At 61.2% G+C, this 15,298-nt stretch carries 17 protein-coding genes and 1 pseudogene; 12 read left to right on the top strand and 6 right to left on the bottom strand.

Going from position 1 to position 15,298, the window contains the following annotated elements; all coding sequences use genetic code 11:
- Positions 1–130: 130 nt before the first annotated feature.
- On the bottom strand, positions 131–1,042 hold the full coding sequence (locus tag LGN17_RS03615; RefSeq protein ID WP_226195182.1) for a LysR substrate-binding domain-containing protein: 912 nt from the start codon (positions 1,040–1,042) through the stop codon (positions 131–133).
- A gap of 207 nt (positions 1,043–1,249) precedes the next feature.
- On the opposite strand from LGN17_RS03615, the gene LGN17_RS03610 reads away from it, so the two are divergent.
- The 3 genes from LGN17_RS03610 (at position 1,250) to LGN17_RS03600 (ending at position 2,873) form a co-directional block, all read left to right on the top strand.
- On the top strand, positions 1,250–1,510 hold the full coding sequence (locus LGN17_RS03610; protein WP_226195181.1) for a hypothetical protein: 261 nt from the start codon (positions 1,250–1,252) through the stop codon (positions 1,508–1,510).
- Positions 1,511–1,552: 42 nt separating this feature from the next.
- The gene (locus tag LGN17_RS03605; protein WP_226195180.1) at positions 1,553–1,780 is read left to right on the top strand and encodes a hypothetical protein; all 228 of its coding nucleotides are present in this window, start codon (positions 1,553–1,555) and stop codon (positions 1,778–1,780) included.
- 190 nt (positions 1,781–1,970) lie between these two features.
- Positions 1,971–2,873: a LysR family transcriptional regulator gene (locus LGN17_RS03600; protein WP_226195179.1), complete on the top strand. Its 903-nt coding sequence runs from the start codon at positions 1,971–1,973 to the stop codon at positions 2,871–2,873.
- Here the strand turns inward: LGN17_RS03600 and LGN17_RS03595 are convergent.
- Positions 2,824–3,279: a carboxymuconolactone decarboxylase family protein gene (locus LGN17_RS03595; RefSeq protein ID WP_226195178.1), complete on the bottom strand. Its 456-nt coding sequence runs from the start codon at positions 3,277–3,279 to the stop codon at positions 2,824–2,826. The genes LGN17_RS03600 and LGN17_RS03595 overlap by 50 nt on opposite strands.
- A gap of 270 nt (positions 3,280–3,549) precedes the next feature.
- Here LGN17_RS03595 and LGN17_RS03590 point away from each other — a divergent pair, with 270 nt between their 5' ends.
- The 3 genes from LGN17_RS03590 (at position 3,550) to LGN17_RS03580 (ending at position 5,390) form a co-directional block, all read left to right on the top strand.
- Positions 3,550–3,960: a TIGR02594 family protein gene (locus LGN17_RS03590; RefSeq protein ID WP_175957648.1), complete on the top strand. Its 411-nt coding sequence runs from the start codon at positions 3,550–3,552 to the stop codon at positions 3,958–3,960.
- Positions 3,961–4,102: 142 nt separating this feature from the next.
- Complete coding sequence (yfcF, locus tag LGN17_RS03585) at positions 4,103–4,735, top strand: glutathione transferase (protein WP_226195177.1); 633 nt, start codon at positions 4,103–4,105, stop codon at positions 4,733–4,735.
- Positions 4,736–4,883: 148 nt separating this feature from the next.
- Complete coding sequence (locus LGN17_RS03580; protein ID WP_226195176.1) at positions 4,884–5,390, top strand: hypothetical protein; 507 nt, start codon at positions 4,884–4,886, stop codon at positions 5,388–5,390.
- A gap of 116 nt (positions 5,391–5,506) precedes the next feature.
- On the opposite strand, the pseudogene LGN17_RS03575 reads toward LGN17_RS03580, so the two are convergent.
- Positions 5,507–5,773 (bottom strand): annotated as a pseudogene (locus tag LGN17_RS03575) (IS5/IS1182 family transposase); the annotation flags it as partial.
- Positions 5,774–6,302: 529 nt separating this feature from the next.
- Here LGN17_RS03575 and mdh point away from each other — a divergent pair.
- The gene (mdh, locus tag LGN17_RS03570; protein ID WP_175965817.1) at positions 6,303–7,475 is read left to right on the top strand and encodes an iron-dependent methanol dehydrogenase; all 1,173 of its coding nucleotides are present in this window, start codon (positions 6,303–6,305) and stop codon (positions 7,473–7,475) included.
- Positions 7,476–8,266: 791 nt separating this feature from the next.
- On the opposite strand, the gene LGN17_RS03565 is transcribed toward mdh, so the two are convergent.
- Together LGN17_RS03565 and LGN17_RS03560 are read right to left on the bottom strand one after the other, a co-directional pair.
- Positions 8,267–8,677, bottom strand: coding sequence for a hypothetical protein (locus LGN17_RS03565; protein ID WP_226195175.1), 411 nt, complete (start codon positions 8,675–8,677; stop codon positions 8,267–8,269).
- A 411-nt stretch (positions 8,678–9,088) separates the two neighbouring features.
- Positions 9,089–10,432, bottom strand: coding sequence for a PLP-dependent aminotransferase family protein (locus LGN17_RS03560; RefSeq protein WP_226195174.1), 1,344 nt, complete (start codon positions 10,430–10,432; stop codon positions 9,089–9,091).
- Between the two features lie 303 nt (positions 10,433–10,735).
- On the opposite strand from LGN17_RS03560, the gene LGN17_RS03555 reads away from it, so the two are divergent.
- Both LGN17_RS03555 and LGN17_RS03550 read left to right on the top strand, forming a co-directional pair.
- Positions 10,736–11,518: a sulfite exporter TauE/SafE family protein gene (locus LGN17_RS03555; RefSeq protein WP_226195173.1), complete on the top strand. Its 783-nt coding sequence runs from the start codon at positions 10,736–10,738 to the stop codon at positions 11,516–11,518.
- Between the two features lie 126 nt (positions 11,519–11,644).
- Positions 11,645–12,970 (top strand): epoxide hydrolase family protein, encoded by a 1,326-nt coding sequence (locus LGN17_RS03550; protein WP_226195172.1) that lies wholly within the window; start codon positions 11,645–11,647, stop codon positions 12,968–12,970.
- A 670-nt stretch (positions 12,971–13,640) separates the two neighbouring features.
- Here the strand turns inward: LGN17_RS03550 and LGN17_RS03545 are convergent.
- On the bottom strand, positions 13,641–14,027 hold the full coding sequence (locus LGN17_RS03545; protein ID WP_226195171.1) for a hypothetical protein: 387 nt from the start codon (positions 14,025–14,027) through the stop codon (positions 13,641–13,643).
- 245 nt (positions 14,028–14,272) lie between these two features.
- Here LGN17_RS03545 and LGN17_RS03540 point away from each other — a divergent pair, with 245 nt between their 5' ends.
- The 3 genes from LGN17_RS03540 to LGN17_RS03530 all read left to right on the top strand — a co-directional run bounded on the left by LGN17_RS03540 (position 14,273) and on the right by LGN17_RS03530 (position 15,228).
- Positions 14,273–14,533, top strand: coding sequence for a hypothetical protein (locus LGN17_RS03540; RefSeq protein WP_072439211.1), 261 nt, complete (start codon positions 14,273–14,275; stop codon positions 14,531–14,533).
- Positions 14,533–14,757 carry a hypothetical protein gene (locus LGN17_RS03535; RefSeq protein ID WP_226195170.1) on the top strand — a complete coding sequence of 75 codons (225 nt, stop codon included), beginning with the start codon at positions 14,533–14,535 and terminating at the stop codon, positions 14,755–14,757. The genes LGN17_RS03540 and LGN17_RS03535 overlap by 1 nt, the downstream gene beginning before the upstream one ends.
- 132 nt (positions 14,758–14,889) lie before the next feature.
- Positions 14,890–15,228, top strand: coding sequence for a hypothetical protein (locus LGN17_RS03530; RefSeq protein WP_226195169.1), 339 nt, complete (start codon positions 14,890–14,892; stop codon positions 15,226–15,228).
- Positions 15,229–15,298: the final 70 nt, after the last annotated feature.

Raw genomic sequence — 15,298 nt, 5'->3', positions numbered from 1 at the left:
CTCTTCCTTGGTCAGAAGCCGGGACGGGCGCCCCGCGTGAACCCCATGCTAAGGACAGCGCGATTTTTTTCTGAAACGAAAGATTCGCATGCACGCATGCGCTGGACGCATGCGTCGCGTGCGGGATGGGTCAGGGCGCGGTCTGCCGCTCCGCCTGTTCGAACAGCCAGCGTGTGAACAGGCGTGCGGCGTGGTTCTGCGCGCGGTCGTTGGGCGAGATCACGTAGTAGCCGCCACCGTGGCTCGCGGATGTCTCGGTCACGCGCACGAGCAGCCCGGCCTCGATGCACGCGTCGATCATGTAGCGCCAGCCGAGCGACACGCCCTGGCCGAGAATGGTCATCTGCACGATCTGCGGATACGAGTTGATCGTGATGTCCTGCGGCTGCGCCTTCTGCCGGTCGATGTCGTTCTGGTCGAACCATTCGGACCACGACATCCACTGACGCTGCCCGTCCTCGAGGCGCAGCAGCGTCTCGTTCGCGAGATCGGCCGCGTCGAGCGTGCGGCCGGCCAGGTAACCCGGCGCGCAGACGGGAAACACTTCCTCGTCGAACAGGCGGCGCGCGGTGTATTCGGCGGGCGCCTGCTGGCGCACGTAGTAGACGCCCACGTCGAATTCCGCCGGCGACATCGACGCAAGCCCGTCGCGCACGATCAGCCGCAGCTTGATGTCCGGATACGCGGCGCGAAACCCGGGCAGGCGCGGCGTGAGCCACAGCAGCGCCACGCCGGACGAGCACGCGATCGTCAGTTCGAGATCGCCGTAGGGCTTCATCACGTCGTGCGTGGCTTCCGCGCATTGCGTGAGGAGACGGTGCACCTGCGCCGCGTATTGCTCGCCGGCCATCGTCAGCCGCAGCGAACGATGTTCGCGCACGAACAGCGAGCGGCCGAGGAATGCCTCGAGCTGCTGGATCTGCCGGCTGATCGCGCTTTGGGTCAGGTGCAGTTCGGCGGCCGCGCGCGTGAAGCTCGCATGCCGCACGGCGGCTTCGAACGCGATGAGGCACTGAAGGGGCGGCAGGGGCGTGATGCGCATGGCGGGTGTGAAGGTCTCGTGGCTCGCGACATCATAAACACGGATCGAAAGGAAATCACAAGCATGGCGCATGGGGGAAAGCCCGACCGCCTGGCGCGTAATACAGATTTACAAAGTGTGGGCGATGCGGCGTCAACAGGGGGCCGGGACGGGGCGTTCTCTATTGCAGCAACAATCCCTTTCACAACAAGACGGAGAACTGCACTCATGAAACTCAAATCCATCCCCGTGATTCTGTGCGCCGCTTTGATGGCGAATGCCGCGTTCGCCGACGAGCTTCACAACAAGGCGATGGCCGCCACGCACGATCTTCAGCGCTCCATCGAGGAAATGCACGTCATCCAGCAGGAACATGGCGGCGAGTTCGGCGGCCATATGCAGCGTGCGGAGCAACTGGCCCGGCAAGCCGAGCAGGAGCGTGCCGCTGCGCTCGAGTACTACCGCGCGCGACATCCCGGCTGGCAGTAACCCTGTGCGCCTCACATGGCCACGACGTTTGGATGATCAACGATGAAAACGAAATCCTGTTACACCCTGGTCGCGTCGCTGCTGTTGGGCGCGTCGCTGTCCGGCTGCGTGGTGGCCCCGGCTGAACCGCCGGCAGTCGCCCCCGCTGGCGTCGTCTACGTTGCACCGGTCGGCGCGATGCCGGCTCCCGGCTATTCGTGGCGCTATCACCCGCACTATGGGTGGGGATGGTGGCATCCGCACTACGGCTGGCACCGCGGCTGGCGTTGATGCGTGGCCGCGCGGGGATGCCTGCGCGACGCATGTGGACGTAGCAGCAAGGCACGGGGAGATTTCCCCGTGCTTTTTTTTGCGCCACGCCATTACGGCAATTGCGGATCGCATTCATGCGAAGATTGCCGCGGTGCGCGCGTGACGGCGTTCGCCGGCCTCCATTTCCCTTTCACCCTGCCCAGGCACCATGGACCGCTTCGAAAGCATGTCGGTGTTCGTCGAGATCGTCAGCACCGGCAGTCTGACCACCGCGGCCGAGCGGCTCGGCCTGTCGCCGAGCATGGTCGGCAAGCACCTGAACGCGCTCGAAGCACGCCTGGGCGTGAAACTGCTTCATCGCACGACGCGGCGCCACCATCTGACCGAGGCCGGTGCGCTTTACCTGGAGCGCTGTCGCGACATCCTCGATCGGGTCGAGACCGCCGACGACGCCGCATCGACACTCGGTAGCGATCCGTCCGGCCACCTCCGCATCGCCGCGCCGATTTCGTTCGGCGTCACGCAGCTCGCGCCGGCCGTCGCTGCTTTTCTCGCGCAATACCCGCGCGTCGATATCGAACTTGTGCTGACCGATGCCGTAGTCGATCCGGTCGGCGACGGTATCGACCTCGCGTTTCGCGTCGGCCCACTCGCCGATTCGTCGCTCGTCGCGCGGCCGCTGCCGTCGTACTACCGGATGGTCGTGTGTGCGTCGCCGGATTACCTGGCTCGCCACGGCACACCGATCACGCCGCAGGATCTGCTGAATCACGATTGCCTGGGCCATACGCGATGGGGGCCGCGTTACCGGTGGCGATTCGACGGGCCGGACGGCGCGATCGAGGTGCCTGTCGCGTATCGATTGCGCGTCGATAGCGGCCCCGCGCTGCGCGAGGCCGCGCTGGCCGGCGGCGGCGTGATCCTGCAGCCGTTCGGGCTCGTCAAGGCCGACCTCGAGGCCGGCCGCCTGCATCGGCTGCTGGCCGCGTACGAGTCGCGCGGCCGAGACTTTTACCTACTCTACGCGCGCGATGCGGGCGCGCCGGCCAAGCTCCGCGCATTCATCGCGTTTGCGCTGGATCATTTTGCGGCTGCGGACCCGGCGGAATGAGTCCGTCGGTATCGGGCAGGGCGGCGAAGACTTCCGCCACGACGCCCAGCGCGTTGTTCACGGCCGCACCGCCGCCGTAGAACATCGTCTGCAGGATCGTCTCGACGATCTGCTCGCGCGTCGCGCCGGCGACCAGCGCGGCTTCGGTATGCGCACGCAACTGCGGCAACGCATACCCGAGCGTCACGCAGCTGGCGATCACGACCAGCTCGCGCGTCGCCAGGTCGAGCCCGGGACGGTCCAGCACGCCGGCGAACGCCCATTGCATCGTCATCGTCAGGAAGTCCGGGCAGAGCGTTTCGCGCGACTGCGCAAGATCCTTGCCGCTATGCGCGCCGTGCAGGCGCTCGAACAATGCGAGACCACGTGCGTAGGTGTCGTCGCGGGGAAGAAGGGGCTGCGTCATCGTTGACCTCGTCGGGAAACGCCGAAATGCCGGCGGACCAACGCAGTGTGGGGCGACACGGCGCGTTGATAAACGCCTGTTCGGTTGGATCATTTCCCACCGGGAGTGGGCAATGCGTGAGGGGCGGTCATGCATGCCGCGTCGCGATGCCGGTGACCCTCGTCGCCGTGCATCATTCATGCGAAGATTGACCGCACATCACACTCGCCCGAGAACGACGTGACCCTATTCAACCCTGAGAGCAAACCGGACGCCGCCCATCCGCCGTGGATGCCCGTCGCGATGGCCGAACTCGGCATCCGCCGCCACCCGCCCGGCAGCATCAACCCGCGCATCGTCGAATACAACAACCAGACGAACCTCGTCGGCTACGACGACAAGATTTCCTGGTGTTCGTCGTTCGTCAACTGGTGCATGACGCACGTCGGCATACGCGGCACGGGCTCTGCGCTCGCGCGTTCGTGGCTCGAATGGGGGCGGCCGCTGGAACGCCCGGTCTACGGTTGCATCGCCGTCCTGACGCGCGACGATCCCGCGAGCTGGAAAGGGCATGTCGGGTTCTACCTGCGTCACGACGACGAACAGGTGTATCTCTTCGGCGGCAATCAACTGGAAGAAGTGCGCGAACTTGCGTACCCGTTGAACGAAGTGATCGGCTACCGCTGGCCCGACGCCGCATGACCGCGTCGCTACAGCACACACAAAACCACGTACATCACGTTGCGGCCGCTGCTAACCTGTCACACAACCGTATCGACCCACCCGGAGCCCGTCGGCGCATCAACGTGCAGCCGCCGGCCTCCGCGCCCACAAGGAGCCAGCAGTGCAAACCGGTCATCTCCGCCTCTACGCGGATACGCAATACACGAGCCCGTACGCGATGTCGGTCTTCGTCGCGCTCGAGGAAAAATCGCTGCCCTACGAACTGGTGACCGTCGATCTCGGCAACCGCGCGCATTTCGCGCCCGACTATGCGGCGACATCGCTGACGCAACGCGTGCCGACGCTCGTGCACGACGATTTCGCGCTGTCGGAATCGTCGGCGATTACCGAGTATCTCGACGAGATCTTTCCGGGCACGCGGCTCTATCCGGTCGAGCCGCGCCAGCGCGCGCGGGCGCGACAGGTGCAGGCGTGGCTGCGCAGCGACCTGATGCCGGTGCGTACTGAGCGGTCGACCGAAGTGCTGTTCTACGGGCCGTCGAGCGAACCGCTGTCGAGCCTGGCGCAGGCCGCCGCGCAGAAGCTGTTCGCGGCCGCCGACAAGCTGCTCGCGCCGGGCGCGGCAAACCTGTTCGGCGAATGGAGCATTGCCGATGTCGACCTGGCGGTGATGCTGAACCGTCTGGTACTGAACGACGATCCGGTGCCGCAGCGCCTCGCCGACTATGCGCGTGCGCAGTGGGAACGGCCGTCGGTGCAGCGCTGGGTGAAGCTGAAGCGGCCGCCGCTGTGATTCGCGGGTGCGAGGGGCGGGGCGGCGGCGCGGGCGCCCGCGCTGCACGCCGATGAGTTGGCGCTCAGTCGGTCACGCACGCATCGAGAAGCGGTATGTCGGCGCGACTTCATGTCACCCCGCCGAATCGGCGTGAGAACGAATATCGATGAAGAAGATCGGTTTGTTGGTCGCGATCATGGCCGTGTCCGGTATCGGATGGGCAGCCCCTCCTGGCAATGGGCTGGTGAAAAGCTGCCTGATGGCGCAGTCCGTCTCGCCGGCGATTGCGATCCAGGGCATCGACACGCATGAAGTGTCGCAAGAGGGCGACTACGCAGACGGGTTCAACGCCAGTTACCTCGTCAAACATGAGGGTGCTGACGTCGGCTACGCCGAAGGAAAGTCGACGCAGGCGCTGATCTACGCAGGCAAGCTCTACCGATTGTCTGCGGCGATACCCGTTGGAAATAACGGTGGAATCAAGCCGACGGCATTCAATCCCGCGCTGGCCGAGTGGAGCATGGCAACGGTCGGCCGTCAGCGCTATCTCTGCGTGAGCTTCAATTTCGACGGACTCGGGCGAAGCGGCGCGTATCAGAATGTCCACGGCGGATACTTGCTGAACGCGAAAACCAAAGACTTGTACTTTGTTGTACGCGACGTCGGGAAGTGAGAGGCCTTGTCTTGCACGGTGTCGCATCGTGCAGGGCAGTGGTGCCATTCAGTGCCCCGTCAACCCTGCACACCCCGGTGGTCAGTTGTATAAGTCTGGACTCGGGCGTGTTCACACTAGCGAAGGGCTTCGACGATCAGGGCAAAGTCGAAAAAGGCAATGAACATCAAATAGCTTTTGTCAAAGCGCGAGAAGATGCGGCGGAAGCTCTTCAAGCGACGGAACAGTCGCTCGACCTCATTGCGACGGTTGTACATTTCCCGGTCGTACTCCCAATGCTCGACGCGCGTACTCAACGAGGGAACGACCGCGGTGAAACCGGGATCGAGCGCGAGTTGTCGGGTTTCGTTGCCTTCGTACGCCTTGTCCATCAGCAGGTGCAGCGGCCGATGCTGCGCATAGAGACGATGATCTGCTCATCCGATCCGGACGCAGCAAGAGAGGTAAGCGTTGCTCCGATTTGATCGCCGTCAAATATCCGCACCACGGAAAATGAACTTCAGCCAGGTGACGCGAGGCCATCACGGCGTTTGTCGAGAAAGTGGATGACGTTGGTATCGGCGGCCAGATGATTCGTGATTCGAATGCGCGCGATTATAGCGATCTACTACGGTGCCGGATTTTGCGTTTGGCACGCAGAGCGTGGCTGCTGTGCCGGTCCCGCACGCGTCGATTCGACAGTCGACGATGCGTGCAAAACGCACGCCAGAGAACACCTCGCCGCGTTGCGCACCTGTCCGATTTTTGAACACCTTCCGTGTTGCATTGCTTCGAGGTGAAACAGCGCGGCAGGCGCAACCGGCAGGCATGCCCAGAAAATCCTCGCTTCGATGCATTGGTACGGTTCGTGCATGAGCTTATGCGGGTGTGCATGGCAAACCCACATAAGCAACCCACATCACTGGAGACAAAATGAGCTACCTGAGCATCGCCGACCGTACCGACAGCTTCTTCATCCCCTGTGTGACCCTCATCGGGCCGGGCTGTGCGCGCGAGACGGGCGCGCGAGCCAAATCGCTGGGCGCGAAAAAGGCGCTCATCGTCACCGACGCCGGCCTGCACAAGATGGGGGTGTCCGGCATCATCGCCGGCTACATCCGCGAGGCCGGGCTCGAGGCGGTCATCTTCTCGGGTGCCGAGCCGAACCCCACCGACATCAACGTCCACGATGGCGTCAAGCTCTACCAGCAAGAGGGCTGCGACTTCATCGTTTCGCTGGGCGGCGGTTCTTCGCATGACTGTGCCAAAGGCATCGGGCTGGTCACGGCGGGCGGCGGGCATATCCGTGACTACGAGGGCATCGACAAGTCGAGCGTGCCGATGACGCCTTTGATCTCGATCAACACAACGGCGGGTACGGCGGCGGAGATGACGCGTTTCTGCATCATCACCAACTCCAGCAATCACGTGAAGATGGCCATCGTCGACTGGCGCTGCACGCCGCTCATCGCGATCGACGATCCGCGCCTGATGGTGGCCATGCCGCCGGCGCTCACCGCCGCCACCGGCATGGACGCGTTGACCCACGCCGTGGAAGCGTACGTGTCCACCGCGGCGACGCCGATTACGGACGCCTGTGCGGAAAAGGCGATTGCGTTGATCGGGGAATGGCTGCCGAAGGCCGTCGCGAACGGCGAATCCATGGAGGCACGCGCGGCGATGTGCTACGCGCAGTACCTCGCGGGCATGGCGTTCAACAACGCCTCGCTCGGCTATGTGCATGCGATGGCCCATCAGCTCGGCGGCTTCTACAATCTGCCGCACGGCGTGTGCAACGCGATCCTGCTGCCGCACGTGTGCGAGTTCAACCTCATCGCCGCGCCCGAGCGCTTCGCCCGGATTGCCGCGCTTCTGGGGGCGAACACGGCAGGCCTGAGCATGGCCGACGCTGCCGGCGCCTCGGTCACCGCCATCCGGCGCCTGTCTGCATCGGTGGGGATTCCGTCGGGTCTCGCAGGTCTCGGCGTAAAGGCTGAGGATCACGAAGTGATGGGTCACAACGCACAGAAGGACGCCTGCATGCTGACGAATCCGCGCAAGGCGACGCTGGCCCAGGTCATCGCGATCTTCGAAGCGGCCATGTAAGCGTGCTTGCCCCCTCGCCGGTGGCGTCGCGAGGGGGCGGCATCCATGCAGGAGATACTAGGCCACGCAGACAGTGTTGGATTGTGTGACTCAGTTCGGCCGATGCGGCCGTTCGACACGAAGCCCGGAATCATCGACAATCACCGAGATCGCACGTTAAAGCTTACGCACTGTCCATACTGTTCCGCCGAACTCGTTGAAACGACCAGTGGAGAGCTCCGGTGTTCCTCGTCGGAGGCGCTTTTTAGCGCCGCTGTTCGGGAGCAATTCGAGACGCTTGCGCTGAAAGGGCCTTATTCAACTTGCAAGTCGGCGCAGTTCAGGCTGGGACGGTGGTTTTGCCCTTCCTGCGGCAAGGAAACCGACAACGGAGTTTGCGGCAAATGTGGCCTGATGATCACCGGTCGGCTAGCACGACAACTGCTGGAATTGAATCCACACGAGCGCAACTGAATGTATCGTCAAAATGAGGACAGGCAGGCGAAGGGCAGTAGCCAGACGGCTCAATGAGCGTCCGCGAAAGACTCTAAACTTCGATACACCGGCTGAACGATTTCATCAACCCGTCGATGCAACACACTTGAGGCTGCATAGCAGCCATGAGCGGTCACTCGACATTGAGGCGTAGATTGGCGAAAATTCCCGACTGGATAGCCCGCCAAAGTCGCACGTTCGACCCAATGTCATGTTGCGCAAACGCATTCTCCCGTTCCTTCTGGCTCTACTCCTACCGTGCGTGACCCTGGCCCAAAAGGCGCCGACGTTCGTCTTCGTCAAAATCAACGAAGCGATCATGCCGATAGAGAGGGCACAAGTACGAAGACCCACTCGATGAAGCCTTGAAAACGGCAAAGCTCGGTGAAGTCACGGGCGGTGGTACTTCGCTTTCGAAAGAGCACAATATTGAATGGGTGGGCGTTGACGTTAGTCTGATAGACCTCGACAGAGGAATCCCATTCCTGAAGCAGAAGCTCATTGACCTCGGCGCCCCGCAAGGAAGCATATTGGAGTACCAATTGCAGGGCAGGAAGATCGAGGTGCAAGTCCGAGCCAAGTAACCAATCCCAACCATGCCAATGTAGGGCAGCGCTGGTTAAACGCGTGCAGAGATCGCATGGCTTCTTCGCGTCGGTTATCGAAGTTGATCCCGCGAGCAAGGTCTGCAGCCACGCAAGCGTCGGTGACCTTCCGAGTTCAGCCATTGAGTTCGGCCATGGACGGTCGCTTTGGGTGCGGCCGAATGTGTCTTCAGGGTCGGGTTGAGCCAGTCGCGCTTTGTCGGTGCAGCCACGGATCGGGGGCGGCCAATGAGCGTCATTCGCACATAGCCCGATCCGGCGCACCCAACGTCGGCTTTTCGTCTATTTTCGGCCGGTCACAACCCATACGCAGACAGAGCGATCTATCTTCTCCGCCAGTAAAGGCGTAACCGATCTTTGTCCGGAGATGTGGGGATCTACGTTGCTTTCGCGACAGCGCCGCTCCCGTTCACGAAGCATGGGTGAGAGAACGCACCGATTATGTTTTCGGATCAGTCAACGTATTGATCTCGGAGCAATGCGAGGTGGTGGTACAACCGTTCGTGGGGCCAATTCAAAGTCTCGCCGCAGACTTTATTCGGTCGTCGCGAAATCCTCTTCTCTTGAATTCAGGATTCCGCTCAGTGTCAGCAGACCCGCGTCGAGCTCGTCCATGGATGGCGCAGCAAGCGCAAGCCTGACGGCGTTCGGCGCATGGCCCGGCGAGGCTGCGAAGGTGGTCGACGGCGTCAACGCGATGTCTCGTCGGGCTGCGGCTGCGACTAACGCCTGCGAGCGCCAATGGGCTGGAAGCGTCAACCACAGATGAAAGCATTTTCCGTTCGTCTGAATGTTGAATTCCGACAGGCGGTCGGCAGCCAGCTTCTGACGGGCCACGGCGTCGAGGCGTTTCAGTCGTGCGAGTTCGGCAACCGTACCGTCGCTCATCAAGCGTTGCGCGGCCGCAAAGGCAAATCCCGATGCCGTCCATCCGCCCGAGCGCACCGACGCCATCATGGTCTCACGCAACTTACGCGGCGCCACGACGAATCCCAGCGTCAACCCCGGCGCTACCTTCTTCGAAAGGCTGTCGATCACAATGCAATTGTCCGGTGAGAGCGCCGCAAGCGGCGGCTCGTCGTCGAGGAAACCGTACACATTGTCCTCGATGACGGGAATGCCGAGCTTTTCTACGACACGCAAAAGATCCTCCCGCCGCGCAGCATTCATCGTCATGCCCAACGGGTTCTGGATTGCGGGCTGAATGTAGATCGCCGAAAGATTCGCCTCCCGGTGCGCTTTGAGTACAGCGTCGGGGCGCACGCCGCCTTTGTCCATCGCGAGTGGAACCAGTGTGATACCGAGCCGAACCGCGATACCTTTGATAAACGGGTAGGTCAAGGATTCGACACCGCAGCGCCCGCCCGTCGGAACAATGGCGCCGACCGCGGCGGCAATGCTTTGTCGTCCGTTCCCCGTGAAGACCAATTGCTCGGGAGAAGGCGCCCAACCGTCGCGCGCCAGGCATGCGGCGGAGACGTTCCTCAGAGCGGGCGTTCCACTGCTTGTTGCCTGGCTCAGGGCGCTCGCGAGCTCGGTAGCGCTTTCGAGCCCGCTCAGGCTCCTCGCGATAAGTGTCGTTTGGTCGGGAAGTATCGGGTAATTGAACTCCAGATCGATCCGGACGTCCCGCGGTTCGCTTGGCGCCGCTGCTCCGCGTCTTGCGTTGCCCGAAACGAACGTTCCTCTCCCTACCTCGCCGACGACGAGCCCTCGTCGCAACAACTCTGCATAGACCCTGCTGGCCGTCGACACGGCGATCTTTCGCTGATCCGCGAAATTCCGCTGCGGAGGAAGCTGGTCGCCCGGCCTGAGCGTTCCGTCAGCAATGTCCGCGGCGATCATGTCGGCCAACTTCAGGTATTCCGACTTTGACATTCAATGTACCGAGTTCAATATATATTGCGCTGAGGTAAATGTATTTATTGCACCGAGTGATGGGGCGGTGCATTCTGTCTTCACCGCCCGATTGTACCGGGATTGCAGCGCTTCTACGGCCAATGTGCACGCGCCTCGTTTCGACGGAATCCGCGCAGGCATCGCATTGACCTCGGAGCATTCATGGAGACGCAATATGCCGTGCACTTCTTCGATTGCCGCCCGCCCCGCGTATGCGGGAAGGACGACGGGATCGTCATGCCTGCTGGGCGGGTGTGACGTCGACCGCGCGAGGTCATCAGGATGATTTCGTCGACCGGAATGGATTTGCAACTGACCTTCATCACGATACTGATCGCCTTTGCGGGTGTGTTCGTGATCTCGTTCATGAAAGGGGCCTTCGGCGGCGGCTTTTCGATCGTCGGTATTCCGCTTCTGTCGTTGGTGATGGATCCGGTTACCGCGGGCGGAATGCTCGCACCGCTGTTCATCGCAATGGATCTGTTCGCGTTGCGCTACTGGAAGCCTTCGACATGGTCGAAGCCGGACCTGGTGTTGCTTCTGCCGGGACTCGTGACCGGCATCGGCGTCGGCTATCTGACCTTCCGAGTCCTCGATCACCGCGCGATCGCGATCGTGATGGCGGTGATTACGCTGATCTTCGTCGGACTATGGTTGGTCGGAGGCGCAGCGTTGGCGGTCCGTCCGCGTTCCAGGCCAAAGGCAATCACAGCGGGTTTCGCCTCGGGCGTAACCACGATGGTCGCGCACTCGGGTGGGCCGCCGCTCGCAATGTATCTGCTGTCTCTTGGCCTCAGCAAGGAAGTGTATGCGGGGACGACGAGCCTGTTCTTTACGGTGGGGAACGCGACCAAGGCATTGCCATGGCTGCTTCTGGCCAGGCCGACGGGCAATGTCTGGATCGTGATGGCGGCCTGCCTCTGTGCAATTCCCGCTGGTGTCGTGACCGGTTGGCGACTTCACGCGAAACTGGATCAACGCCAGGTTTATCGAGCCTGCTACGGACTGCTGATGGTGGCCGCGGTGAAACTGCTTTGGGATGGCGTAACGGGGTATCTCGCGTAAGCGTAGCAAACGGATCTGTATTGTTCATTCACATAAATAAGTAGTACAGATATAAAAGGCAATCGATAGACGCACTCGTCGTATTGGTTGATTCACCGACTTTCTGTACTGCGAACTGGAGTTTGTATGTCAATGGATGTTTCTCCGACGGCCACATCGCGCCGTCATTTCATGGGCGTCGCAGTGGCAGCTGCCGTGGCGGGTTCGTTCAATGCGGCCACCTTCGCCGGCGCGGACAGGCCTGTCGGCGACATCGCCACGTCGGCCGGCGGCGACGAAACCGCGATCCGGCCGTTGCACGTGCATGCGCCGGAGTCGCAGCTCGTCGAATTACGGCGACGCATCAAGGCAACACGGTGGCCCGAGCGCGAGACGGTGCACGATACTTCGCAGGGTGTGCAGCTTGCGACGATGCAAAAGCTCGCCGACTACTGGGCGACGCGATACGACTGGCGCAAGGTCGAGGCGAGGCTCAACGCGTTGCCACAATTTGTGACCGAAATCGACGGGCTCGACATTCACTTCATTCATGTGCGGTCGAAACATCAAAACGCGTTACCGATCATTGTCACGCACGGCTGGCCGGGTTCGATCGTCGAACAGCTGAAAATTATCGATCCACTCACCAATCCGACAGCGCATGGCGGGTCGCCGTCGGATGCTTTCGACGTCGTGATTCCCTCGTTGCCCGGGTATGGTTTCTCGGGCAAACCAACGACGACTGGCTGGGATCCACAGCGCATCGCTCGCGCGTGGGTCGCGCTGATGCGACGTCTCGGGTATGAGCGATACGTCGCGCAAGGCGGTGATTGGGGAAATGCGGTCACGGAGCAAATGGCCCTGTTGAAGCCGCCGGGGCTGCTCGGCATTCACACCAACATGCCGGCAACCGTGCCGGACAACATCGCGACGGCACTGAAATTCGGCGAACCAGCACCGTCCGGACTCTCATCGGATGAAAAACACGCGTTCGACCAACTCGATTTCTTCTACAAGCACGGGCTCGGTTATGCGCAGGAAATGGCAAACCGACCGCAGACGTTATATGCGATCGAAGATTCGCCCGTCGGCCTCGCAGCGTGGATGCTGGACCACGACGCCTCGGGCCTCGCACTCATTGCACGCGTCTTCAATGGCGAGTCTGAGGGACTGACGCGAGACGACGTTCTCGACAACGTCACGTTGTACTGGCTGACGAACACGGCTGCCTCATCGGCGCGACTGTACTGGGAGAGCAAGCTGAGCTTCTTTGCCCCGAAACATGTCGTGATTCCGGTGGCCGTCAGCGTTTTTCCTGACGAAATCTGCGCTGCTCCGAAGAGTTGGGCGGAAGCCGCCTATCCCAGGCTGGTTCACTTCAATCGTTTGTCGAAAGGTGGGCACTTTGCAGCGTGGGAGCAGCCTCAGGCGCTATCGGAAGAGCTTCGTGTGAGTTTCCGTACGCTGCGCTGATCGCAGTGAATGACGCAGCACGACGCGCTGACGCCCAAGCGTCAACGCATGTAGCTCGCCGTGTTGGTGGCGATATGACCGGCTGGCTGCATGCTCGGTCGACGACCTGCATGCCGGGCGCGGTAAGGGATTGCCGACCGGCCTGGGGGCATCGGTGACCGACGGCCGGTGCTCTCTTGAGAGCGGCCGTCGAGGTGGCGACAGATCGATGGTCGGCAACGGGTCGACCGCATCAGGCAGTAGCCGGCCAGGAAGAGACACTCGCTACAAGTACGGAGATGGTTGACAATGTTTCGTTCAAGAGTTCGATTGCCACGCGTTCGCACATGACGACCGAATCACTAATCTAGGCCGCCCCGAAATGAAACACTCTCTCGGATATCTGCATGAGATTTGGCTATGCCCCAACGGGCACGGACAATCGCTTCCAGCATGCATTCCATATGGACCAGATGGCGACGCAGCACGTGCGCTTAATGAACCTGGAAGTGAATGGGTCTGGACATTCTGGACGCGTTCACATGCAGAGACTATGGCTGTCTACTATGAATTTGTAGGCTACGGAGAATATAGCGTGCAGGCCGATCTTGATCGGCAACCCTATTCACCCGCTGCGTACGAGCGCCAGTCGGCCTACTTGCTTCGAGACGGCTCACTGAGGGCCTCAAGCTCAGAGGTCCGGCGCTGACCGCCAGTGAACAAATGGCGGATACGATGTTCCGCCAAGGAAAGCCAGAAATGCTTCCACGACCTGATCGGCCGTGAACCATTCATCTGAGCGCATTGGAAGGTTGCCCGCTCGGAAGACCAGGATCGTGCCGTCAGGGCGTACAGACGAAGGTTTGTTATGGAAGGCTCTCCATCGTTGCGCGCCGAATTCAAAGCGCTCGATCATACAGCTGGCGCCACCGCCGGCTACTTGCACGTAATTGCCTGCATCATCAGTCAATGACGCATAGGATGACTTGCCGTAGCTTCGCAGCGACTTAAGCGCACGTGTAACCTGTATCGGAGTCGGCACGGTGTTTATCGGTCTGCCCTCGATTTCGAGTTTCATAGTTGATCTATCTCGATCCGTCTCAATCAGATGCGAATCATACCAACGCGGAAACCCAACAACGAGTGGCCGCTATCGGTTGCGGTCGCTCAACTTGTGTGGCTAGATTGCCGACAATCGCCCTTGGCAATCCGCCGCATCCTCAGCAAGCCGGTACGCCACGTATCGCAGTCCCGGCTTCTCGCCCGCGCGTCATGCACGGATGGCCCCAGTAGAATCGCGTTTTTATGGCGGAGAGGACTTAAATGTTCACACCGGAAATGGTAAGCCCAGAGCTGGGCGAGTTCGTTTTGGTAGCCAACCACAGCTTGGAATCAACTGAAGCCGCGCGGCTCAGCGTCGAGTACAACCGTGCGCGAATTCTGAATGGTCGGCCGCACCTGCCTTCAGAGTCTTGGAAATGTAGACTTGTCTATGATGTCCGTGGGCAATCGGTGAGCGAGCCAACAATTGATCAAGTCCGAACGCAACTCTGTGATGTGGCCACGGTGGAGTTCAAGCGCTGATGGGCATTCAAGTAGTGGTTGTGGCCGCGAGCCACGCGGAAGTGGTCGAGAAATTGGGCAGTGTGGCTCCATTCGCCGAGATCTTTCCCCTGCCGGAAGGATATTTCGGGATATCCGTCCCATTCAAGGTCGTCGATGACATCGGGGAGCAAGTTGTGCTCGGCCGCATCTCTGCCTTTAACTATTTCGACCTCTGGGCGGGGGAGTGGAAGTCACCGGCGTAGACGCTACGTCGGGAAGCGGAGGCCACAGATACAGGGCGGCCGCCGTCGGTCGCTAGGCCACCACGAACGGGCATTCGACCGCTGAGCCCAGATTGTGGACAATTGGGCACGTCAGAACTACGGGAAAATCATATGCCTGCTGATTCCGAGCTTCACCCAAGCTGGATCAGGACCTCGGAGTATCTTCGTGAGGCCCGAGCCCATATCTCGGAAACTGCCGAAGGTGTGTGCGCGGATGAGATCTACGAGTTTGAAGATTTCCTGACGCACAACGAACTCGAATTCGCACTGGACGCCATCGAGGCTGCTTTCAGCAAGGGGGACAGCGCGAACTGGCGCGTACTAGAATATATGGCCATGGCCGCGTTGAGTATGGGATTGGTTGATCGACAGAGGATGTACGATCAACGACTAGCAGAAGCACGAGGCTGGAACTACCGCACATCGCTAGCCCTATACCGCTCACCTTGATCTCGTGACGATGAGCGGAGTTTGTCGACTGCAGCGGGATATGGACCTCTCCAACCGACTAGTGCCTACC

The organism is Burkholderia sp. AU30280, assembly GCF_020420125.1.
Taxonomy (GTDB): Bacteria; Pseudomonadota; Gammaproteobacteria; order Burkholderiales; family Burkholderiaceae; genus Burkholderia.
The sequence above is the reverse complement of the archived record's forward strand: the minus strand, read 5'-3'. Positions and strand labels throughout refer to the sequence as shown.